Genomic DNA, 21,840 nt, shown 5'->3' on the forward strand with positions numbered 1-21,840 from the left:
GGGTCGACAGTGGCCATTGAATCAGAAGCCAAGGGAAAAGACCCGACAAAAACACTAATGGCACAGTGCCTGGTCATAGTGAAAACCTTCCCCCTGGAAATTAATCCAGTAAATCCAGGTGCAGATGCTCGGCCACGATTTCGGCGGTCACGTTCTTGATTCTCGGTACTCGCCCCAGGCACGGCGCCGGGAGGCGTTCGGCCAGGGTGGCCAGGTTTTCTTCCAGGCGTGATGTCTTGGGATCAATGATGTTCGCCACCCAGCCAGCCAGCTGCAGGCCGTCCCGAGCGATGGCCTCGGCAGTCAGCAGCGCGTGGCTGATGCAGCCCAGGCGCACACCCACCACCAGGATCACCGGCAGGCCCAGTGCCATGGCCAGGTCCGAGAGGTTGTCCTGGTCGGCCAGCGGCACGCGCCAACCACCCGCGCCCTCGATCAGGGTGAAATCAGCCTCCAGGGCCAGCACTGCCCGCATGGGGCCCAGCAACGATTGCACCGTCAGCGCCACACCGGCTTCCCGGGCGGCCAAGTGAGGCGCGATAGCCGGTTCGAACGCCTGCGGGTTGACCTGCGTGTACTCAAGCGGTATCGAGCACTCAGCCAGCAGCGCCAGGGCATCGGCATTGCGCAGGCCCTTGGGCGTCACCTCACAACCCGAGGCCACGGGTTTACCGGCGGCGGTGCTCATGCCGGCCTGGCGCGCAGCGTGCAGCAGACCGGCCGCAATGGTGGTCTTGCCCACGTCAGTGTCGGTGCCGGTAATGAAATAGGCCTGGCTCATAGCGGTTTCTCCAAGACGGCGTAGACCACCTGATAGGTCGCGGGCAAACCCTGTGCCTGGCGAAACTGCTCGTAGGCTTCAACCAACGCCAGGATCCGTGCCCTGCCCGTCAACCCACCGGGTCGACCTGGATTCAGATTGTGGGCACCCAACGCTTTCAGTTCGTGGGTCAGCCCGCGCACATCCGGGTAATGCAACACATGGGGACGATTTTCAAGGCTGACGACCTTCAGCCCACTGCTCGCACACAGTTGTTGGTAGGTCTCGAACGTGCGAAAACGGTTGACGTGCACCAGGCCATCCACCTGACGCCAGCTGTCGCGCAATTCGTACAAGGTGCCGACGCAAAGGCTGGTAAAGGCAAATACTCCACCCGGTTTCAGTACACGATGGGCCTCGCTTAACACCGAGGTAAAGTCTGCACACCATTGCACCGCCAGGCTAGAAAACACCAGATCGCAGCTCGACGCCTGCAAGGGCAAGCGCTCGGCATCGCCGGCGACGAAATGCGCCGCACCGCCCTGGGGACGAGCGTGATTGAGCATGCCTTCGGCGATATCCAGCGCCAGGCCAGTCGCCTCACCAAAGCGCGCACCCAGCGCCCGGGTGAAATAGCCGGTGCCGCAGCCCAGGTCCAGCCATCGCCCCGGCAAGTGTGAGACAGGCAGGCGCGCGAGCAATTGCTGGCCCACATCGCGTTGCAACTCGGCCACGCTGTCATAGCTGGTCGCGGCCCGGGAAAACGAGGCTGCCACTTGGCGTTTGTCGGGTAAGGCACCGGGTAATTTGGGCTGGGATAGATCAGTCATCACCGGACTCATGCAAAAAAGCCTGGATCGCCCCCGCCACACCGTGGGGGTCCTCCAGAAGGAATCCGTGGCCGGCCTGTTCGATCAGACCGATTTCGACATCCGGCAGCAATACCAGCAACTCACCCGCGGCTTCAGCCGGGACCAGGGCATCGAGCCCGGCAAACAGATGCAGTTGCGGGCCTCGAAAGCTCTGCAACGCCTGGCGAGTATCCAGTTGCGCCAGCACCTCGAGCCCGGCCATCAACACCTCTGGCGCAGTATTCGGCGCACCGGCCAGCAGCAACCGCGACAACCCGCGCGGATCGCTGCAGCCCTGGGCGCACAACAAACTGAAACGCTTGAGGGTCTGGCGTGGATCGCCAGCGCATCCGGCGAGAAAGCCGTCGAAGGTTTCACCAGCCATCGCGCTCGGCCATTGCTCATGGGCGACGAATGACGGATTGCTCGCCAGGGTCAGCAGGCCGCAGCAGCGCTCTCCCCGCCGCGCCGCCAGCACCGAGGCCAGCATGCCGCCCAGGGACCAGCCACCCAGCCAGGCATCCTGGGGCACGGCGGCGTCCAGCTCTTCGAGCCATTCATCAGGATCATTCGACGCCAGTGCCGGCAACGGCTCGATTTCCACCCGCAGGTGTTCGTCGAGCCCTTGCAGCGCCGCCGCCAAAGGTTCCAACGGTGACACGCCCAAACCCCAGCCGGGCAGCAGTATCAGTCGATCACGCATGGCTTGGCTCCGGTCCCAGTTGGGCAAAACACTCCGCCAACGTACTTAACAATCGTTGCACTTGGGCTTCGCTGTGGGCGGCGGTGAGGGTGACACGCAACCGGGCGCTGCCGGCCGGCACGGTGGGCGGACGAATCGCGGTGACCATCAGCCCACGCTCGCGCAACATCTGCGACAAGCGCATCGCCCGCCCTGCATCGCCGACCAGGATCGGCTGGATCGGCGTGAAACTGTCCATCAATTGCAGGCCAATCTGCTCGGCACCGTGGCGGAACTGGCGGATCAGCACCTGCAAATGCTCCCGTCGCCAATGTTCGCTGCGCAGCAGTTCAAGACTCTTGAGGGTCGCACAGGCCAGGGCCGGCGGTTGGCTGGTGGTATAGATATAGGGGCGAGCGAACTGGATCAGGCTCTCGATCAGTTCTTCACTGCCGGCCACAAAGGCCCCTGCGGTGCCAAAAGCCTTGCCCAGGGTGCCGACCAATACCGGCACGTCATCCTGACTCAAGCCAAAATGCTCGACGATACCGCCGCCATTGGCCCCCAGCGGGCCGAAACCGTGGGCATCATCGACCATCAGCCAGGCGCCCTTGGCTTTGGCGGCATGGGCCAGGGCCGGCAGGTCGGCGATATCGCCGTCCATGCTGAACACGCCATCGGTGACCACCAGGGTATTGCCGGTGGCTTTCTCCAGGCGGTTGGCCAGGCTCTGGGCGTCGTTATGCAGATAACGGTTGAAGCGCGCACCGGACAGCAGCCCGGCGTCGAGCAACGAGGCGTGATTGAGCCGGTCTTCCAGCACCGTATCGCCCTGCCCAACCAACGCGGTCACCGCGCCGAGGTTGGCCATGTAGCCGGTGGTGAACAGCAACGCCCGCGGACGGCCAGTCAGGTCGGCCAAGGCTTCTTCCAGAGCGTCATGGGGGGTGCTGTGGCCGATCACCAGATGGGATGCGCCGCCACCGACGCCCCATCGGGCCGCCCCGGCGCGCCAGGCCTCGATCACTTGCGGGTGATTGGCCAGGCCCAGGTAATCGTTGTTGCAGAACGCCAGCAACGGCTGGCCATCCACCACCACTTCCGGCCCCTGCGGGCTTTCGAGCAACGGGCGCTGGCGGTAGAGGTTTTCGGCACGACGGGCAGCCAGGCGTGCGGCGAGATCGAAGGGCATGCAGGCCTCGGGGTGAACCGCTATTTAGACAACTAATGAAATCCAATGTGGGAGCGGGCTTGCTCGCGAAGGGGTCATCACATTCAACAGGTGTGCTGACTGTTGCACCGCCTTCGCGAGCAAGCCCGCTCCCACACTTGGTTTTGCGGCGACTCAAACAGCCGCGTTATAGAACTGCTCGCTACTCTTCTGCTCCACCAGCGCCTGCTCAATCGCCGCCTGATGCACTTCATCGGCATGCTCTTCACGGGCTTCCGGCTGGATACCCAGGCGTGCGAACAGTTGCATGTCCTTGTCGGCTTGCGGGTTGACGGTGGTCAGCAACTTGTCGCCGTAGAAAATCGAGTTGGCACCGGCAAAAAATGCCAGGGCCTGCATTTGTTCGTTCATCGCTTCGCGGCCGGCGGACAGGCGCACGTGGGACTGAGGCATCAGGATCCGCGCCACGGCGAGCATGCGGATGAAGTCGAACGGATCGACGTCCTCGGCATTCTCCAGCGGCGTGCCGGCGACTTTCACCAACATGTTGATCGGCACCGACTCCGGATGCTCCGGCAGGTTCGCAAGCTGGATCAGCAGGTTGGCGCGGTCGTCCAGGGACTCGCCCATGCCCAGGATGCCACCGGAGCAGATTTTCATCCCCGAATCACGCACGTAGGCCAAGGTTTGCAAGCGCTCGCCGTAGGTGCGGGTGGTGATGATGCTGCCGTAGAACTCCGGCGAGGTGTCGAGGTTGTGGTTGTAGTAGTCCAGGCCGGCCTGGGCCAGTGCGGCGGTCTGCTCCTGGTCGAGGCGACCCAGGGTCATGCAGGTTTCCAGGCCCATGGCCTTCACGCCTTTGACCATTTCCAGCACATAAGGCATGTCCTTGGCCGACGGGTGCTTCCACGCCGCGCCCATGCAGAAACGGGTCGAACCAATGGCCTTGGCACGCGCGGCCTCTTCGAGGACCTTCTGCACTTCCAGCAACTTTTCTTTTTCCAGCCCGGTGTTGTAATGGCCGGATTGCGGACAATATTTGCAATCTTCCGGGCAGGCACCGGTCTTGATCGACAGCAGCGTGGATACCTGGACGCGGTTGGCGTCGAAGTGCGCGCGGTGCACGGTCTGCGCCTGGAACAGCAGGTCATTGAATGGCTGGACGAAGAGTGCTTTGACTTCGGCCAAAGACCAGTCATGACGCAGGTTGGCAGTGGTGCTGGCGCTCATGGGCATTTCCTTGATTATGCTTGGCTGGCGCCTGGGGGACGGAATACCCACAGGCGCGACACGGATGTTCGGCATATTTAAGGAAGAGCCATGCGCTGTCAACCACGATACGAAGGACCGGTTTACATCTGGTTAAAAAACAAACAATTTTGCCTGCTATGCGGCGAATCCACCGACACCCCGCAGCCGATTTGCACGCCTTGCGAAAGCGAGCTGCCCTGGCTCGGCGATCAATGCGGCATCTGCGCCCTGCCGCTGCCCATGGCCGGGCTGAGTTGTGGACAATGCGCCGCGCATCCACCCGCCTTCGAACGGGTCCTGGCACCCTGGGCCTACGACTTTCCGGTGGACAGCCTGATCACCCGTTTCAAGCATCAGGCAAAATGGCCCTTTGGCCGGTTGATGGGCGAACTGCTCGCCCAGTCGCTGCAACATCATTTCGATGAAGGGCTGGAACGGCCCGACGCTTTGGTGCCGGTGCCGCTGGCGGTCCGGCGTTTGCGCCAACGGGGATTCAATCAGGCGACGTTACTCGCCCGCTGGCTCAGCGGGCCGTTGCAGATCCCTTGCGAAGAAAACCTGTTGCGCCGCATCCAGGACACCCCCGCCCAACAAGCACTCGATGCCCAAGCCCGGCGGCGAAACCTGCGCCAGGCCTTTGCCCTGGCCCCGGGTGCATCACTGCGCAACCGACACCTGGCACTGGTTGACGATGTGCTTACTACAGGCGCCACCGCCCAGGCGTTGGCTCGCTTGCTGCTCGATGCCGGCGCTGCGCGGGTCGATGTGTATTGCCTGGCCCGTACGCCGAAACCCGCTGACCCGGCTTGACGCGCCGCGCCCCAAGCGCCAACGTCCGTTCATCAACCCTTGCCCGCAGTTGTCCGTCATGTCATTACCCACCCTTCTGACCCAGCACATCGTTCGGCGCCCACAACGCATCGCCCTGTTGCAGCACATCGCCGAACAAGGCTCGATCACCCGCGCCGCCAAGAGCGCGGGGCTGAGCTACAAGGCGGCCTGGGATGCCATTGACGAGTTGAACAACCTGGCGGACCAACCCTTGGTGGAGCGCAGCGTCGGCGGCAAGGGCGGTGGCGGCGCCAAGCTGTCGACCGAAGGACAACGCGTGTTGCGCTTGTATCAGCGCCTGCAAGCCCTACAGGCACAGTTGCTGGAAGCGAGCGAAGACGCCGGGGATCTCGGCTTGCTCAGCCGCCTGATGCTGCGCACCAGCGCCCGCAATCAACTGCATGGCAAGGTCCTGAGCATCGAGGCCCAGGGCCACAACGACCGGATTTGCCTGGAGCTGGCCCGGGGCCTGGTCATCGAGGCCCAGATCACCCACGACAGCACGCTGCGCCTGGAACTGGAGATCGGCACCGAAGTGGTGGCCCTGATCAAGGCCGGCTGGTTGGAATTGCATGCGGTCGAGCCTGCGGAACAATCACTAATCAATACATTGCACGGTGTGATCGAACAGGTCGACGCCGCCGAAGACAACCCCAGCGAAGTGCGCATCAGCCTGCCCAACGGCCAGACGCTGTGCGCCCTGGCCGATCCACTCCAGCTGCGCGAACAGAACCTGGAAGTCGGCTCACCGGTGCAAGTGACGTTTTCACCGACAAATGTGCTGCTCGGCACGCCGTTATGACGCGCTGAAACAAAAGTTTCATCGACCCGCATTAAGGTGACTGCCAAAACCAGCAGGGAGCCTGAGATGAGCTTATTAGAAGAACACCAATCCACCGACCTGGAAAAAATCGTCGGCCTGAGCCGGCGCGGCTTCATCAGCGCCGGCGCCCTGTGCGGTGCGGCAATGTTCCTGGGCGGCAACCTGCTGAGTCGCAGCGCCCTGGCCGCCGCCGTGAGCGAGGGCAACAGCAAGTTGCTGGGCTTTGACAGCATCGCCGCCGCCACGACCGACACCCTCACGCTGCCGCCAGGCTATAAATCCTCGGTGCTGATCAGTTGGGGCCAGCCGCTGCAGAAAAATGCACCGGCGTTCGACCCGAGCGGCAACGGCACCGCCCGCGCACAGGAAGTGCAGTTCGGCGACAACAACGACGGCATGAGCCTGTTCCCGTTCCCCGACGACAACGACCGGGCGCTGATGGCGATCAACAACGAATACACCAATTACCGCTATCTCTTTGCCCACGGTGGCCAGCCGCAGTCGGCCGAAGACGTACACAAGGCCCAGGCCAGCGAAGGCGTGTCGGTGATCGAGGTGCGGCGTCAGGGCGGCCAATGGCAGTTCGTCCAGGCGTCGCGCTACAACCGCCGGATCCACGGCAACACACCGATTCACCTGAGCGGCCCGGCAGCCGGGCACGCCCTGCTGAAAACCGCCGCCGACAAGAGCGGCAAGAACGTGCTCGGCACCTTCCAGAACTGCGCCAATGGCATGACCCCGTGGGGCACTTACCTGACCTGTGAAGAGAACTTCACCGATTGCTTCGGCAGCAGCAAGGCTGATTTGCAGTTCGACGCTGCGCAAAAGCGTTACGGCGCCACCGTCACCAGCAATAAAATCGACTGGCATTTGCATGACCCGCGCTTCGACCTGGCGAAGAACCCCAACGAACTCAACCGCCACGGCTGGGTCGTGGAGATCGACCCGTTCGACCCGCAATCCACCCCGGTCAAACGCACCGCCCTGGGCCGCTTCAAACACGAAAACGCCGCCCTGGCGCAGACCCATGACGGTCACGCGGTGGTGTACATGGGCGACGACGAGCGCGGTGAGTTTATCTACAAATTCGTCAGCCGCGACCGCATCAACCACCGCAATGCCAAGGCCAACCGCGATCTGCTGGACCATGGCACCTTGTACGTGGCGCGCTTCGATGCCGGCGACAGCAACCCGGACCATCCGAAAGGCAAGGGCCAGTGGATCGAGCTGACCCACGGCAAGAACGGCCTGGACACCAGCAGCGGCTTCGCCGACCAGGCCGAAGTGCTGATTCATGCGCGCCTGGCCGCCAGCGTGGTTGGTGCCACGCGCATGGACCGCCCGGAATGGATCGTGGTCAGCCCGAAAGATGGCCAGGTCTATTGCACCCTGACCAACAACGCCAAGCGCGGCGAAGACGGCCAACCGGTGGGCGGCCCGAACCCTCGGGCCAAGAACGTCTACGGGCAGATCCTGCGCTGGCGCACCGACCGTGATGATCACGCCTCCAAGACGTTCGACTGGGACCTGTTCGTGGTCGCCGGCAACCCGACGGTCCATGCCGGCACGCCGAAGGCCGGTTCGTCCAACGTCAATGCACAGAACATGTTCAACAGCCCGGATGGCCTGGGTTTCGACAAGGCTGGCCGGCTGTGGATCCTCACCGACGGTGACGTCAGCAACACCGGGGATTTTGCCGGCATGGGCAACAACCAGATGCTCTGTGCCGACCCTGACAGCGGCGAGATCCGCCGTTTCATGGTCGGGCCGGTGGGCTGCGAAGTGACCGGGATCAGTTTTGCGCCGGACTTCAAGTCCCTCTTCGTCGGGATCCAGCATCCGGGGGAAAACGGTGGTTCGACCTTCCCCGAGCACCTGCCCAACGGCAAGCCGCGCTCGTCGGTGATGGTGATTACCCGGGAAGATGGCGGGGTCATCGGCGCCTGATAGGGCCTCATCGCGAGCAAGCTCGCTCCCACAATGGTTCCGCTATCCCTGTGGGAGCAAGCTTGCTCGCGATAGCATCAGCACAGCCACCACCTATCTGCCTCCGTCTGCGCTACCATGCTGGGCCGGACGCGGCAGCCCTGCCGCTGCGCAGGAGTCAGCATGTCTCATCCGTTTGAAACCCTCACGCCCGACCTGGTACTCGATGCCGTTGAAAGCATTGGCTTCCTCAGCGACGCCCGTGTGCTGGCCCTCAACAGCTACGAAAACCGCGTCTATCAGGTCGGCATCGAAGACGGCGAACCGCTGATCGCCAAGTTCTACCGCCCCCAGCGCTGGACCAACGAAGCGATCCTGGAAGAACACAGCTTCACCTTCGAGCTGGCCGAATACGAAGTGCCGGTGGTGGCGCCGCTGATCCACAACGGCGCCAGCCTGCATGAGCACGCCGGGTTTCGCTTCACCCTGTTTCCCCGTCGTGGCGGCCGTGCGCCGGAGCCGGGCAACCTTGATCAGCTCTATCGCCTGGGGCAGTTGCTCGGGCGCCTGCACGCCGTCGGGGCAACCCGCCCGTTCGAGCATCGTGAAGCCTTGGGTGTGAAGAACTTCGGCCACGATTCGCTGGCCACCGTGTTGGAGAGTGGTTTTGTACCCCGCAGCCTGCTGCCAGCCTACGAGTCGGTGGCCAGGGATCTGCTCAAGCGTGTCGAAGAGGTCTACGCCGTCACGCCCCACCAGAACATCCGGATGCACGGCGACTGCCACCCCGGCAACATGATGTGCCGCGACGAGGTGTTCCACATCGTCGACCTGGACGACTGCCGCATGGGCCCGGCGGTGCAGGATTTGTGGATGATGCTCGCCGGCGATCGCCAGGAATGCCTGGGGCAATTGTCGGAATTGATGGACGGCTACCGTGAGTTCCACGACTTCGACCCACGTGAGTTGGCGCTGATCGAGCCGCTGCGGGCCCTGCGCCTGATGCACTACAGCGCCTGGCTGGCGCGGCGCTGGGACGACCCGGCCTTCCCCCGCAGCTTCCCGTGGTTCGGCAGCGAACGTTACTGGGGCGACCAGGTATTGGCGTTGCGCGAGCAACTGGCGGCGCTTAATGAAGAGCCGTTGAAGCTTTTCTGATTGGCTCCAGCAGCCTCCGCGCGCCCTTGTGGGAGCGGGCTTGCTCGCGAAGACGGAGGAACACTCAATATTCATGTCGACTGACACACCGCTTTCGCGAGCAAGCCCGCTCCCACAGAGGGATCTGTGCTGGGGCCAGAACGCTCACAAAGGTTCACAGCACAACCCGAAAAATCTCCTTACAATCACGCCTTTGTTAGCTGCCTAAGCAAGGATTCTGCATGCAAGCCGCCAACCCGCGTCGCGGGTACATCCTGGGCCTGAGTGCCTATATCATCTGGGGCCTGTTCCCGATCTATTTCAAAGCCATCGCCAGCGTCCCGTCCGTGGAAATCATCATCCACCGGGTGCTGTGGTCGGCCCTGTTCGGCGCGGCGTTGCTGATGGTCTGGAAACACCCGGGCTGGTGGCGCGAACTGCGGGACAATCCGCGCCGGCTGGCGATCCTGGCCTTGAGCGGCACGCTGATCGCGGCCAACTGGCTGACCTACGTCTGGGCGGTGAACAACGGTCGCATGCTCGAAGCCAGCCTGGGTTACTACATCAACCCGCTGGTGAATGTGTTGCTGGGTATGTTGCTTCTGGGTGAGCGGTTGCGGCGCATGCAATGGCTGGCGGTGGGGTTCGCGGCGGTCGGCGTGGCGCAACAGGTCTGGCAAGTGGGCAGCCTGCCCTGGGTGTCGCTGGTGCTGGCGCTGACCTTCGGCTTCTATGGATTGATCCGTAAACAGGCGCCGGTCAAGGCGCTGCCGGGGTTGGTGGTGGAAACCTGGATGCTGGTGCCGATCGCCATAGCCTGGTTGCTGTTCAACCCGGCAGCCACCAGTGCCCAAGCGGCGTTCTGGACCACCTCCGAAGCCTGGTGGCTGGTGGCGGCTGGCCCCGTGACGCTGGTTCCATTGGTGTGTTTCAACGCCGCGGCAAGGCATTTGCCCTACACCACGCTGGGATTCCTCCAATACATCGCGCCGACGCTGGTGTTGCTGCTCGCCGTGCTGCTGTTCGGTGAGCATCTATCCTCCAGCACCCTGGTGGCGTTCCTGTTCATCTGGGCTGGGCTTGCGGTGTACAGCATCGATGCCGTGATCAGCATGCGTCGGCGCAACTGATCAAAAAACACTCAAACATCCACAGGCCACGGCTGGCGTGGCCTGTGCTGATCCTTCCCAAGGTTATCCACAACCTGATCCCCGCCGTTTGTGCACAAGCCCTTGAAAATTGGTGATTTTTTGATCATTCCCCGCTGAGCCCCGGCGGGCCTGGGCTGGCGCTGTGTCTCTACAGGTTATCCACAGGCAGGCGCAGTTTTTCCTTGGATAACCCCATCAGGCTTCGTCGCTGAGTTTGAGCTCCACCATCAACTCATCGGCCAGGGTTTCCAGGCGTTCCTGCAAGGTGTCCAGCGACAGGGTCAGGGGCACGCCCAGAATCGCTTCGGCGTGGAACAGCAACTCGCTGCTCATCGGTGCCGGAAGCACGTGGGTCACCAGTCGCTCGACGTTCACGCCCTGCTCGCTCAGCAAACGGGTGATGTCACGGACGATGCCAGGGCGATCGTTGCCCACCAGTTCCATGGCAATGGGTTTCCAGCTACAGGATTCTTCAACGGGACTTTCAGCAATCAACACACGAATGCCCTGGGTCGACAGTCCTTGCAAGGCTTCGATCAGTTCTTCATGGGATTCGGCCGGGGCGCTGATGCGCAGGATTCCGGCGAATTGCCCGGCTAGGCGTGACATGCGGCTCTCCAGCCAGTTGCCGCCATGCGCGGCGATACAGTCGGCGATGCGCTCAACCTGCCCGGGCTTGTCCGGGGCGAAAACAGTGATGACCAAGTGGTCCATGGCGCAGCCCTCTTGTTATGGAAGAAACAGTATAGGCAGGACGCACAAGTCCTGTTCCCTTAAGAAGACACAAGAACAATCGTGTACAACCTTTAAGATTTATCTGGAACAATCCACACTTTTTTTGAGAACATCCGATGCCCCGTCGTGACTGTACTGCTTTAGTCGGTCGCGGAACGACGCAATTAGTCTAATTTTCACAACCGCAGTTGATCATGTAGTATGCCGCAGCGCGCACTACATAACGTTGGACAGATGTCCGCTTAAGGCGCAGTCGCATCCCTGAAAGCCCCGTCAGCAAGGCTAAAAGCCCTTGATAGGTCCCAACCCAGCCGCCAGCGATGGCATGTACTGGTTCCGGGGTTTGTGGTTTAAATGTCCCGAGGCTTCATTGTCAAAATCGAAGAGCTGAAAAGCGAAATAGCTGAGCAGAGTGAGGCAAGCAATGACTGAACACGTTCAAGTCGGTGGCCTGCAGGTCGCCAAAGTCCTGTTCGACTTCGTGAATAACGAAGCCATTCCCGGAACCGGCCTTACCGCCGACGCGTTCTGGGCCGGTGCCGACAAGGTCATCCACGACCTGGCGCCGAAGAACAAAGCCCTACTCGCCAAACGCGACGATTTCCAGGCGCAGATCGATGCCTGGCACCAGGCTCGTGCCGGCCAGGCCCACGACGCCGTGGCTTACAAAGCCTTCCTGCAAGACATTGGTTACCTGCTGCCAGAAGCGGCGGATTTCCAGGCCACGACCCAAAACGTCGATGACGAAATCGCCCGCATGGCCGGCCCGCAACTGGTGGTGCCGGTAATGAATGCCCGCTTCGCCCTCAACGCCTCGAACGCCCGCTGGGGTTCGCTATACGACGCGCTATACGGCACCGATGCCATCAGCGAAACCGACGGCGCGGAGAAAGGCAAAGGCTACAACAAGGTACGCGGCGACAAGGTCATCGCCTTCGCCCGCGCCTTCCTCGACGAAGCGGCCCCGCTGGCAGCCGGCTCCCATGTCGATTCCACCGGCTACAAGATCGTCGACGGTAAACTGGTGATCGCCCTCAAGGGCGGCAGCAACAGCGGCCTGCGTGACGATGCCCAACTGATCGGTTTCCAGGGCGACGCCTCGGCACCCGCCGCCGTGCTGCTGAAGCACAACGGCTTGCACTTCGAAATCCAGATCGACGCCAACACCCCGGTCGGCCAGACCGACGTCGCGGGCGTCAAAGACATCCTGATGGAAGCCGCGCTGACCACCATCATGGATTGCGAAGACTCGGTCGCCGCCGTCGATGCCGATGACAAAGTGGTGATCTACCGCAACTGGCTCGGCTTGATGAAGGGCGATCTGGCTGAAGAAGTCGCCAAGGGTGGCCAGACGTTTACCCGCACCATGAACCCCGACCGCGTCTACACAGCCGTCGACGGTTCGAGCGTGACGCTGCACGGCCGCTCACTGCTGTTCGTGCGCAACGTCGGCCACTTGATGACCATCGACGCCATCCTGGACCAGCACGGCAACGAAGTGCCCGAAGGCATTCTCGACGGCCTGATCACCAGCCTGGCGGCGATCCACAGCCTCAACGGCAACACGTCGCGGCGCAACAGCCGCACCGGCTCGGTGTACATCGTCAAGCCGAAGATGCACGGCCCGGAAGAAGCGGCATTCACCAACGAGCTGTTCGGTCGCGTCGAAGACGTGCTGAACCTGCCACGCAACACCCTCAAGGTCGGGATCATGGACGAGGAACGCCGTACCACGGTCAACCTCAAGGCCTGCATCAAGGCCGCCAGCGAGCGCGTGGTGTTCATCAACACCGGTTTCCTCGACCGCACCGGCGACGAAATCCACACCTCCATGGAGGCCGGCCCGATGGTGCGCAAGGCTGACATGAAAGCCGAGAAGTGGATCGCCGCCTACGAAAACTGGAACGTCGACATCGGCCTGAGCACCGGCCTGCAAGGTCGTGCCCAGATCGGCAAGGGCATGTGGGCGATGCCGGACCTGATGGCAGCGATGCTCGAGCAGAAGATCGCTCACCCGCTGGCTGGCGCCAACACCGCCTGGGTTCCGTCACCGACCGCCGCCGCCCTGCACGCGCTGCACTACCACAAGGTCGACGTGTTCGCCCGTCAGGCCGAACTGGCCAAGCGCGCTCGCGCTTCGGTGGACGACATCCTGACCATCCCGTTGGCCGTCGAACCGAACTGGACGCCGGAGCAGATCAAGAACGAACTGGACAACAACGCCCAGGGCATTCTTGGCTACGTGGTGCGCTGGATCGACCAGGGCGTTGGTTGCTCCAAGGTACCGGACATCAACGACATCGGCTTGATGGAAGACCGTGCAACGCTGCGTATTTCCAGCCAGCACATCGCCAACTGGCTGCGCCACGGCATCGTCACGCAAGACCAGGTGATGGAAAGCCTCAAACGCATGGCGCCGGTAGTGGACCGCCAGAACGCCAGCGATCCGCTGTACCGTCCACTGGCGCCGGACTTCGACAGCAACATCGCCTTCCAGGCGGCGGTCGAGCTGGTGATCGAGGGCACGAAGCAGCCTAACGGCTACACCGAGCCAGTGCTGCACCGTCGTCGTCGCGAGTTCAAGGCAGCCAATGGGTTGTGATTGAACGGTAGAAGCGACATAAAAAAGCCCTGATCGAAAGATCGGGGCTTTTTATTGGCAATACATTTGTGGCGAGGGAGCTTGCTCCCGCTCGACTGCGCAGCAGTCGTCAGTCAGCCGATGAGGTTTCGAATGCTGGAAAATGAGGGCTGCTTCGCAGCCCAGCGGGAGCAAGCTCCCTCGCCACAACAGCACTTCGGCACAAGGGATACGACAGGCTACAGATCCATCCCCAACTCATGCTTGACCAACCCCAGCAGCTTGTCGGTATCGATCGGCTTGAGCAGGAAATCCACCACGCTCAGGTGCATGGCTTCGATGGCGTCCTTCACGTCGGCGTCGCCGGACACGATGATGATCGGCAGCGCCGCTCGCGGCGACTCGCGCACCAGGCGGACCAGTTCCAGGCCATCGACGTTGCCCATGCGCAGGTCGGTGATCAAAAGACCTATCGACGGCTTGGTTTCCAGCATCTTGAGTGCCGTTTCACCACTGGCGGCGGTCATGCAGTGAATCCCGTCCAGCGCCAGAATCTCCGACAGCAGCTCGCGAGCGTCCTTATCGTCATCGACGATCAAGACTCGCTGCGGCGGCAGGTCAGGTTCCAGCATGACGGCACTCAGCGCCTCGCGCTCGGCGTCACTCAAAATATCGTGGTCGGACATGATGCTCTCTACGTTCTTTAAATCGATCCCCTGGCACAGTGGTCAGACATCGTTCTGCGGCGCTTCAATGTGCACTTCGTCGGATTTTTTTCCAAGTGCATTCACTGAAGATTTTTCAGACGTCCAACATCGGCTTTTTCTGTAGTCCCGGCCCTTTTGCGGCGACCTAGACTTACGTCCAATGGGCACTCCGTGCTCAGGGGCCGACCATGGGGGAACAGATCCGACCACAACAATTCGAAAAAGACTGCGTAATGGTTATGAAAAGAACGGACGCCTTCATCCAGGCAGGGAAAACCGCGGTGTTGCAAAACATCCAGGGCACGTTGCAGTTTCTTCAACGCTTCCCGCCGTTCAACCAAATGGAAAACACTCACCTGGCCTATCTGGTGGAGCAATGCCTGCTGCGTTTTTACGCAATGGGCGAGAGCATCATCAAACCGGCCGACGGCCCGGTGGAGCACTTTTACATCGTCAAGCAAGGCCGGGTGGTGGGCGAGCGTCCGCATACGGCCAAGGGCGGCACCGAGACCACCTTCGAAATCACCACCGGCGAATGTTTCCCCCTTGCCGCGCTGCTAGGCGAGCGAGCGACCCGCACTGAGCACCTGGCCGGCGAGGACACGTTCTGCCTGCAACTGAACAAGCAGGCCTTCATCAAGCTGTTCGCCCTGTCCAGCCCGTTTCGCGACTTTGCCTTGCGCGGCGTCAGCAGCCTGCTTGACCAGGTCAACCAGCAGGTCCAGCAAAAATCTGCGCAAACCTTGGGCACCCAGTACTCGCTCAATACCCGGCTGGGTGAGCTGGCGATGCGGCATCCGGTGAGTTGCAGCCCCGACACGCCGCTGCGCGAAGCCGTGAAACTGATGCATGAGCAACAGGTCGGCAGCATCGTGGTGGTGAATGAGCATAAAGCACCGGTCGGGATTTTTACCTTGCGCGACCTGCGGCAGGTGGTGGCCGATGGTTCCGGGGACTTTTCCCAGGCGATCGCCGAACACATGACCCAGGCCCCGTTTTTCCTCTCGCCGGACCACAGCGCCTTTGACGCGGCCATCGCCATGACCGAGCGCCACATCGCCCATGTCTGCCTGGTCAAGGAACAGCGCCTGTGTGGCGTGGTGTCGGAGCGCGACCTGTTTTCCCTGCAACGCGTCGACCTGGTGCACCTGGCCCGGACCATCAGCAGCGCCCCGAAGGTGGAGAACCTGGTGGCCCTGCGCGGCGAGATTGGCCAACTGGTGGAACGCATGCTGGCCCACGGTGCGTCGTCGACCCAGATCACCCAGATCATCACCCTGCTCAACGACCACACCGTGTGCCGGGTCATCGAACTGACCCTGGCCGACAAGGGCGACCCAGGCGTGCCCTTCAGTTGGTTGTGCTTTGGCAGCGAAGGCCGGCGCGAGCAAACCCTGCACACCGATCAGGACAATGGCATTTTGTTCGAAGCCCGGGACGCCGCCCATGCGGCGCAGATCCGCGGGTTGTTGTTGCCCATCGCCCAACAGATCAACCAGAGCCTGGCCCTGTGCGGCTTCACCTTATGCAAGGGCAACATCATGGCCGGCAACCCCGAGCTGTGCCTGTCCCGCGCCGAATGGGCCCGGCGCTTTGCGGCATTCATCCGTGAAGCCACACCGGAAAACCTGCTGGGCTCAAGCATCTATTTCGACTTGCGGGTGGTCTGGGGTGATGAGCAAGGCTGCGAGCAGCTGCGCCAACAGGTGCTTGCCCAAGTGGCCGATAATCGTTTGTTCCAGCGCATGATGGCCGAGAACGCGCTGCGCCATCGACCGCCGGTGGGACGTTTCAGGGACTTCGTACTGAGCCGCAAGAATGGCGAAAAGGCGACCCTCGACCTTAAAGTGCAAGGCCTGACCCCCTTCGTCGACGGCGCCCGTCTGCTGGCGCTGGCCAATGGCATCGAAGCCAACAATACCCTGGAGCGCTTGCGGCAACTGGTCGTCAAGGAAGTGATCGAACCCTTGGATGGCGCGGCCTATGAAGAGGCCTATCACTTCATCCAGCAGACCCGCATGCAGCAACATCAACTGCAAACCCGCGAGAACCTGCCCTACTCCAATCGCGTCGACCCCGACAGCCTCAATCACCTGGACCGACGCATCCTGCGCGAGTCCTTGCGCCAAGCCCAACGCCTGCAAAGCAGCCTGACGGTGAGGTATCAGCTGTGAGTATTTTTTCCTGGCTGCGTCCGGCCCAGCCGACGTTGCCCGACGTACTGCAGCAGCGCCTGGAACGCCTGCCCGCGCCCTCGCCACTGGATGAGCGCAGCTGGCGAGAACAGCGCTGGGTCATGCTGGATCTGGAAACCACCGGCCTGAACCTGAACAAGGATCAGGTGCTGTCCATTGGTGCAGTGGTCATAGAAGACGGCGCTATCGATTTCAGCCAGCAATTCGAACGCACCTTGCAATGCGACAAGCAGAAGCTGGGGCCCAGTGTGCTGATCCACGGCCTGGCCCCCAGTGCCATCGCCGCCGGCAGCAATCCGGCCGAGGCGCTGCTGGCGTTCATGGAATTCGTCGGCGACAGCCCGCTGCTGGCCTTTCACGCGCCGTTCGATTCCCACATGCTCGGGCGGGCCCTGAAGGATTACCTGGGTTATCGCTTGCAGCATCTGTTCCTGGATGTGGCAGACCTGGCACCCATGCTTTGTCCCCAGGCCCATTTACGCAAGGCGGGTCTGGACGAATGGATCGACTGGTTCAAGCTGCAAGTCTTCGACCGCCACAACGCCAGCGCCGACGCCCTGGCCACCGCCGAATTGGCGCTGATTCTGTTCAGCCGCGCTCGCCAGCAACAGATCCAGAGCCCGCTGGACCTGCAACAGCGGTTGGGCCAGTGGAAGCGGCGGCAGCAGGCGCCTTCGCTTTAACCTGAAGCTTACGAACATAGAGCTTTTGTGGGAGCGAGCTTGCTCGCTCCCACACAGAGCCCGGCCTCAATCTCCTTCCCACACCGCCCGACCAGCGCCAATTGCTTTCACGTCCCCGCCTCTGCCACAATCGCGAACAATTCTCGTTACTTAAAACGTCGGTGATGCTCCGTGTCGTCAGTTCCTAGCCCCCACAGTGATCTGGTTGGTGCGTTATACCGTGACCATCGCGGTTGGCTATTGGCCTGGCTGCGGCGCAATGTGGCCTGTCCACAGCGGGCCGAAGACTTGAGCCAGGACACCTTCGTGCGGCTGCTGGGCCGTGACGAGCTGAAGGCGCCCCGCGAGCCGCGGGCGTTTCTGGTGGCGATTGCCAAGGGCCTGCTGTTCGATTATTTTCGACGGGCAGCCTTGGAGCAGGCTTACCTCACCGAACTGATGCTGATCCCCGAAAACGAACAACCGTCGGTGGAAGAACAACAGCTGATTCTCGAAGACCTCAAGGCCATTGATCGTCTGCTTGGCAAACTGTCGAGCAAGGCCCGTGCGGCCTTTCTCTATAACCGCCTCGACGGCCTCGGCCATGCTGAAATCGCCGCGCGCCTGGGGGTTTCGGTGCCCCGGGTACGGCAGTATCTGGCCCAAGGCATTCGACAGTGCTACATCGCACTCTATGGTGAGCCAACATGAGCGCGGCCCACGCCAAGCCGGTCTCGGCCAGTGTGTTGGATGCAGCCATCGCCTGGCAGTTGTCCCTGGATTCAGGCAGTGCCCAAGAGCATGAAGCCTTCGCCCGGTGGCATGCCGCCGACGAGGAACACGCCCGGGCCTGGCGGCAATTGGGCATGCTCGACCAGCGTTTCAGTGTTGCCAGCGGACCGGCGCGGGCCGCGTTGCTGCAATCGCGAGTCAGCATTCGACGCCGGGTTCGCAAGGTCGGCAGCGGCCTGGCCAGTCTTGTCGCGGTCATCGGCCTGGCGCTGTTTGCCGGGGAGCGTTACCTGCCGCTGGATTACTGGCTGGCCGACCAGCGCACCGCCACAGGCGAACAACGCACCCTGCGCCTGGCCGACGGCACAGTGATTAACCTCAACACCCACAGTGCCCTGGACGTGCGTTTCGATGACAAGCAGCGCCGCATCGTCCTGCAGGAAGGCGAGATCCTGGTGGAAACCGGCCACAACGACCCGCGCCCGTTTATCGTCGAGACACGCGAAGGGCGCATGCGCGCCCTGGGCACGCGTTTTTTGGTCAAGCGCGAAGACGAAGGCACACGTCTGAGCGTGTTGAAATCCGCGGTGGCGGCGCAGCCGCAAGCAACCGACGAAGAACGGATTCTGCGCGAAGGCCAGCAGGTGCTGATGCGCCGCGACGGCCTTGGACCGTTGCTCGCCCTGAGCCCCGGCGCCGATGCCTGGACCCGCGGCATGCTGGTGGTGGATAACGCGCGCCTCGAAGATCTGGTCCACGAGTTGGGCCGCTATCGTCACGGCTATCTGGGCGTCGAGCCACAAGTGGCCGATTTGCGCATCACCGGCAGCTTCCCGCTGCACGACACTGATCTGGCCCTGACGGCGCTGCTGCCGACCTTGCCGGTGCAGGTCGAGCATCACACCAAGTGGTGGGTGGTGGTAGGGCCGAGGACCGAGGCCAAGCCCTGAGAGATGTTATATCAGGCAGGCCGCCTTCGCGGGCAAGCCCGCTCCCACAGGGGAATAGCGGCGCACACAATATTGCGGGCGGCTCGGTCAGTGTGGGAGCGGGCTTGCTCGCGAAGACGCTACCCCACACAACACAAAACCCAAGCCAGCCTTAAAACTGAATCTAAATTATTTTCATCCCGCCCTATCACTTTTCGATTTTCATCCGGCACTCAGGCAATTGAGAAATATTTCCATTCAGGAGCCGCCGTATGTCCCGCCCGCTAGAGACCCTGTTGCGCCCCAGCCTGCTGGCCGTCGCCATTGCCTTTGCCGTTCCGCTCGCCAGCGGCCCGCTACTGGCGGCCGAACAGGCTTCCAGCGTGCGCGCCTACAACCTGCCCGCCGCGCCGTTGGCCAGCACCCTGAACCAGATCGCCAGCCAGGCCGGTCTCGCCCTGAGCCTGAATCCGTCCCTGGCCTCGGGCAAAACCTCGGCACCGGTCCAGGGCCAGTTCGATGCCACGGGCGCATTGCGCGAGGCCCTGCGCGGCACCGGCCTGCAATTGGAACAAAGCAGCGCCGGCACCTACAGCCTGGTGGCGGTGCCCGAGGGCGCCATGGCGTTACCGGAAACCAGCGTGATCGGCGCCGGGGTCAGCGAAACCGCGTGGGGCCCGACCGAGGGCTACGCCGCCACCCGCACCGCTGCCGGTACCAAGACCGATACGCCGATAGTCGAACTGCCACGCTCGGTTTCAGTGGTCACGCGCCAGCAGATGGAAGACCGCTCCGTCCTCAACCTCAATGACGCCCTGCGCTACACCGCCGGCGTGCAGAGCAGCGGCTACGGCTCGGACTCGCGCAACGACTGGCTGCTGGTGCGCGGCTTCATACCGACCCAGTTCCTCGACGGCCTGCCGCTGCCCAAGGGCAACTACATCACGCCGAAAATCGAGCCCTGGAACCTGGAGCGCATCGCCGTGCTGCGCGGCCCGGCGTCTTCGGTCTACGGCCAGACACCACCCGGCGGCATGCTGGACATGGTCAGCCGTCGCCCCCAGGCCGAAAGCAGCCATGAAGTCGAGTTGCAGGCCGGCAGCTACGAGCACAAGCAGATCAACTTCGACAGCACCGGCAAGGTCGATGACGAAGGCCAGTTCCTCTATCGGCTCAGCGGCACCGTGCGCGACAGCAACTCCCAGGTCGACCACATCCCGGACAAGCGCTACAACATCGCCCCGAGCCTGACCTGGAACATCAACGACGATACCCGCCTGACCTTCCTGTCCCAGTACACCCGCGACGACACCGGCATCACCGGGCAATTTCTGCCGTTGCAAGGCACCAAATTGTCTTCGCCGGCGGGCAAGATTTCCCATCACAAGAACCTGGGCGACCCGGATTGGGAATTCTATGATCGTACCTACTACGCCCTCGGCTATGCGTTCGAACACCGTCTGAACGACACTTGGCAGTTCCGCCAGAACCTGCGCTACACCAAGAGCGACCTGGAAACCCAGGGCATCTCCGCTGGCGGGCAATTCTGGCCGGCAGGGCCTGAAGAAGCAGTCAGCGCCGATGGCACCGTCAAGCGCAGTGCCAGTGTCGTTGACGAAGACATCAGCCAGTTCGCCGTGGACAACAATTTCCAGGCAGACTTCCAGACCGGCGCCCTCACCCACACCCTGCTGCTGGGCCTGGATCACCAGCGCTCCAACAGCAATTCGCGTTGGTTGTGGGGCTCGACCGGCGTGCCGACCAGCAACATCCACAACCCGATCTATGGACAGGACTTCTCCAACGTCCAGTACTTCACCATGTACGACTACAACCAAAAGACCAACCAGACCGGCCTGTATGTCCAGGACCAGATCGCCCTGGACAATTGGCGCCTGACCCTCGGTGGTCGTGAAGACTGGATTCACACCGGCACCGAATTCCATAACCAGAACAACGTCACCAACACCCAGCGCGACAAAAAATTCAGCGGTAACGCGGCCCTGAGCTACGTCTTCGACAACGGCGTGACGCCTTACATTTCCTTTGCCCAGTCGTTCCAGGCGGCGGCGGGTTCAACCGTCAACAGCACCGACGCGTTCAAGCCAACCGAAGGCGAACAGTACGAGGCCGGCATCAAATACCAACCGCCGGGAACCAAGACCCTGCTGACGGCTGCTGTGTTCGACCTGACGCAGCAGAACAACTCCGTCACCGAAAACAACATCACTCGCCAGGTGGGCGAAGTTCGGGTGCGCGGCCTGGAACTGGAAGCCTCGGGCGACGTGACCGACAACCTGAAGCTGATCGGTTCCTACACCTACAACGACAGTGAAATCACCAAGGGCACCGCCGCTGAAAAAGGCAAGCGCATGGCCCAGGTACCGCGTAACCAGGCCACTGCCTGGGCTGACTACACCTGGCACAACGGCCCGCTGGATGGCTTCGGGGTCGGTGCCGGCGTGCGTTATGTCGGCGACACCTATGGCAACACCACCAACACCGATTGGGGCCATGTCGGCTCCTACACCGTGTACGACGCATCGGCCCACTACGATCTCGGGCGTTTGAACAAGACCCTCAAAGGCGTCACGGTGGCGGTGGATGCGAAGAACATCTTCAACAAAGACTACCTGTCCACCTGCGATGGTTTCTATTGCTACTACGGCGATCAACGCAACGTCGTCGCCAGCGTGAATTACAAATGGTAAACGGT

The 21,840-nt window shown here is 62.1% G+C and carries 18 protein-coding genes; 11 read left to right on the forward strand and 7 right to left on the reverse strand.

Annotated features, from left to right (window positions below; all coding sequences use genetic code 11):
• Window positions 1-100: 100 nt before the first annotated feature.
• From bioD to bioB, 5 genes are all read right to left on the reverse strand, one after another.
• Window positions 101-781: a dethiobiotin synthase gene (gene bioD, locus CD58_RS26155; protein WP_025215827.1), complete on the reverse strand. Its 681-nt coding sequence runs from the start codon at window positions 779-781 to the stop codon at window positions 101-103.
• Window positions 778-1,590, reverse strand: coding sequence for a malonyl-ACP O-methyltransferase BioC (gene bioC, locus CD58_RS26160; protein ID WP_025215828.1), 813 nt, complete (start codon window positions 1,588-1,590; stop codon window positions 778-780). The genes bioD and bioC overlap by 4 nt, the downstream gene beginning before the upstream one ends.
• Window positions 1,583-2,314 carry an alpha/beta fold hydrolase gene (locus CD58_RS26165; protein WP_025215829.1) on the reverse strand — a complete coding sequence of 244 codons (732 nt, stop codon included), beginning with the start codon at window positions 2,312-2,314 and terminating at the stop codon, window positions 1,583-1,585. Before CD58_RS26165 ends, bioC begins: the two co-directional genes overlap by 8 nt.
• Window positions 2,307-3,485 carry an 8-amino-7-oxononanoate synthase gene (gene bioF, locus CD58_RS26170; protein ID WP_025215830.1) on the reverse strand — a complete coding sequence of 393 codons (1,179 nt, stop codon included), beginning with the start codon at window positions 3,483-3,485 and terminating at the stop codon, window positions 2,307-2,309. The genes CD58_RS26165 and bioF overlap by 8 nt, the downstream gene beginning before the upstream one ends.
• Window positions 3,486-3,638: 153 nt before the next feature.
• Window positions 3,639-4,694, reverse strand: coding sequence for a biotin synthase BioB (bioB, locus tag CD58_RS26175; RefSeq protein WP_025215831.1), 1,056 nt, complete (start codon window positions 4,692-4,694; stop codon window positions 3,639-3,641).
• A 90-nt stretch (window positions 4,695-4,784) separates the two neighbouring features.
• Here bioB and CD58_RS26180 point away from each other — a divergent pair, with 90 nt between their 5' ends.
• The 5 genes from CD58_RS26180 (at window position 4,785) to rarD (ending at window position 10,562) form a co-directional block, all read left to right on the forward strand.
• Window positions 4,785-5,525, forward strand: a complete 741-nt coding sequence (locus CD58_RS26180; protein ID WP_025215832.1) for a ComF family protein — start codon at window positions 4,785-4,787, stop codon at window positions 5,523-5,525.
• A 58-nt stretch (window positions 5,526-5,583) separates the two neighbouring features.
• Entirely contained in the window at window positions 5,584-6,348 is a 765-nt protein-coding gene (locus CD58_RS26185; RefSeq protein WP_025215833.1) for a TOBE domain-containing protein, read from the forward strand.
• Window positions 6,349-6,414: 66 nt separating this feature from the next.
• Entirely contained in the window at window positions 6,415-8,316 is a 1,902-nt protein-coding gene (locus tag CD58_RS26190) for a PhoX family protein (protein WP_025215834.1), read from the forward strand.
• Window positions 8,317-8,478: 162 nt separating this feature from the next.
• Window positions 8,479-9,453, forward strand: a complete 975-nt coding sequence (locus CD58_RS26195) for a serine/threonine protein kinase (RefSeq protein ID WP_025215835.1) — start codon at window positions 8,479-8,481, stop codon at window positions 9,451-9,453.
• Between the two features lie 221 nt (window positions 9,454-9,674).
• Window positions 9,675-10,562 (forward strand): EamA family transporter RarD, encoded by an 888-nt coding sequence (gene rarD, locus CD58_RS26200; protein ID WP_025215836.1) that lies wholly within the window; start codon window positions 9,675-9,677, stop codon window positions 10,560-10,562.
• A gap of 216 nt (window positions 10,563-10,778) precedes the next feature.
• Here rarD and CD58_RS26205 read toward each other — a convergent pair whose 3' ends face one another.
• Window positions 10,779-11,297, reverse strand: a complete 519-nt coding sequence (locus tag CD58_RS26205) for a glycine cleavage system protein R (RefSeq protein ID WP_025215837.1) — start codon at window positions 11,295-11,297, stop codon at window positions 10,779-10,781.
• A 445-nt stretch (window positions 11,298-11,742) separates the two neighbouring features.
• Between CD58_RS26205 and CD58_RS26210 the strand changes: the two genes are divergently transcribed.
• The gene (locus CD58_RS26210; RefSeq protein ID WP_025215838.1) at window positions 11,743-13,920 is read left to right on the forward strand and encodes a malate synthase G; all 2,178 of its coding nucleotides are present in this window, start codon (window positions 11,743-11,745) and stop codon (window positions 13,918-13,920) included.
• Between the two features lie 218 nt (window positions 13,921-14,138).
• On the opposite strand, the gene CD58_RS26215 is transcribed toward CD58_RS26210, so the two are convergent.
• Window positions 14,139-14,585 carry a response regulator gene (locus CD58_RS26215; protein ID WP_025215839.1) on the reverse strand — a complete coding sequence of 149 codons (447 nt, stop codon included), beginning with the start codon at window positions 14,583-14,585 and terminating at the stop codon, window positions 14,139-14,141.
• A 254-nt stretch (window positions 14,586-14,839) separates the two neighbouring features.
• Between CD58_RS26215 and CD58_RS26220 the strand changes: the two genes are divergently transcribed.
• The 5 genes from CD58_RS26220 to CD58_RS26240 all read left to right on the forward strand — a co-directional run bounded on the left by CD58_RS26220 (window position 14,840) and on the right by CD58_RS26240 (window position 21,835).
• Window positions 14,840-16,780: a putative nucleotidyltransferase substrate binding domain-containing protein gene (locus CD58_RS26220; protein ID WP_025215840.1), complete on the forward strand. Its 1,941-nt coding sequence runs from the start codon at window positions 14,840-14,842 to the stop codon at window positions 16,778-16,780.
• Window positions 16,777-17,484: a PolC-type DNA polymerase III gene (locus CD58_RS26225; protein WP_025215841.1), complete on the forward strand. Its 708-nt coding sequence runs from the start codon at window positions 16,777-16,779 to the stop codon at window positions 17,482-17,484. Before CD58_RS26220 ends, CD58_RS26225 begins: the two co-directional genes overlap by 4 nt.
• A 171-nt stretch (window positions 17,485-17,655) precedes the next feature.
• Entirely contained in the window at window positions 17,656-18,174 is a 519-nt protein-coding gene (locus tag CD58_RS26230) for an RNA polymerase sigma factor (protein WP_025215842.1), read from the forward strand.
• Window positions 18,171-19,145, forward strand: a complete 975-nt coding sequence (locus tag CD58_RS26235; RefSeq protein ID WP_025215843.1) for a FecR domain-containing protein — start codon at window positions 18,171-18,173, stop codon at window positions 19,143-19,145. The genes CD58_RS26230 and CD58_RS26235 overlap by 4 nt, the downstream gene beginning before the upstream one ends.
• A 251-nt stretch (window positions 19,146-19,396) precedes the next feature.
• Entirely contained in the window at window positions 19,397-21,835 is a 2,439-nt protein-coding gene (locus CD58_RS26240; protein ID WP_025215844.1) for a TonB-dependent siderophore receptor, read from the forward strand.
• The last annotated feature ends 5 nt before the right edge of the window (window positions 21,836-21,840 follow it).

Origin of the sequence: Pseudomonas brassicacearum (assembly GCF_000585995.1) — a bacterium.
Lineage (GTDB): Bacteria > Pseudomonadota > Gammaproteobacteria > Pseudomonadales > Pseudomonadaceae > Aquipseudomonas > Aquipseudomonas brassicacearum_A.

Excerpts from the sequence above, each read along its gene's own strand:
- CD58_RS26190 (WP_025215834.1), top strand. The coding sequence starts at position 6,415 with ATGAGCTTATTAGAAGAACACCAATCCACCGACCTGGAAAAAATCGTC.
- bioD (WP_025215827.1), bottom strand. The coding sequence starts at position 781 with ATGAGCCAGGCCTATTTCATTACCGGCACCGACACTGACGTGGGCAAG.
- bioC (WP_025215828.1), bottom strand. The coding sequence starts at position 1,590 with ATGACTGATCTATCCCAGCCCAAATTACCCGGTGCCTTACCCGACAAA.
- CD58_RS26195 (WP_025215835.1), top strand. The coding sequence starts at position 8,479 with ATGTCTCATCCGTTTGAAACCCTCACGCCCGACCTGGTACTCGATGCC.
- CD58_RS26215 (WP_025215839.1), bottom strand. The coding sequence starts at position 14,585 with ATGTCCGACCACGATATTTTGAGTGACGCCGAGCGCGAGGCGCTGAGT.
- CD58_RS26165 (WP_025215829.1), bottom strand. The coding sequence starts at position 2,314 with ATGCGTGATCGACTGATACTGCTGCCCGGCTGGGGTTTGGGCGTGTCA.
- rarD (WP_025215836.1), top strand. The coding sequence starts at position 9,675 with ATGCAAGCCGCCAACCCGCGTCGCGGGTACATCCTGGGCCTGAGTGCC.
- CD58_RS26220 (WP_025215840.1), top strand. The coding sequence starts at position 14,840 with ATGGTTATGAAAAGAACGGACGCCTTCATCCAGGCAGGGAAAACCGCG.
- CD58_RS26240 (WP_025215844.1), top strand. The coding sequence starts at position 19,397 with ATGTCCCGCCCGCTAGAGACCCTGTTGCGCCCCAGCCTGCTGGCCGTC.
- CD58_RS26185 (WP_025215833.1), top strand. The coding sequence starts at position 5,584 with ATGTCATTACCCACCCTTCTGACCCAGCACATCGTTCGGCGCCCACAA.
- CD58_RS26180 (WP_025215832.1), top strand. The coding sequence starts at position 4,785 with ATGCGCTGTCAACCACGATACGAAGGACCGGTTTACATCTGGTTAAAA.
- CD58_RS26235 (WP_025215843.1), top strand. The coding sequence starts at position 18,171 with ATGAGCGCGGCCCACGCCAAGCCGGTCTCGGCCAGTGTGTTGGATGCA.
- CD58_RS26210 (WP_025215838.1), top strand. The coding sequence starts at position 11,743 with ATGACTGAACACGTTCAAGTCGGTGGCCTGCAGGTCGCCAAAGTCCTG.
- bioB (WP_025215831.1), bottom strand. The coding sequence starts at position 4,694 with ATGAGCGCCAGCACCACTGCCAACCTGCGTCATGACTGGTCTTTGGCC.
- bioF (WP_025215830.1), bottom strand. The coding sequence starts at position 3,485 with ATGCCCTTCGATCTCGCCGCACGCCTGGCTGCCCGTCGTGCCGAAAAC.
- CD58_RS26205 (WP_025215837.1), bottom strand. The coding sequence starts at position 11,297 with ATGGACCACTTGGTCATCACTGTTTTCGCCCCGGACAAGCCCGGGCAG.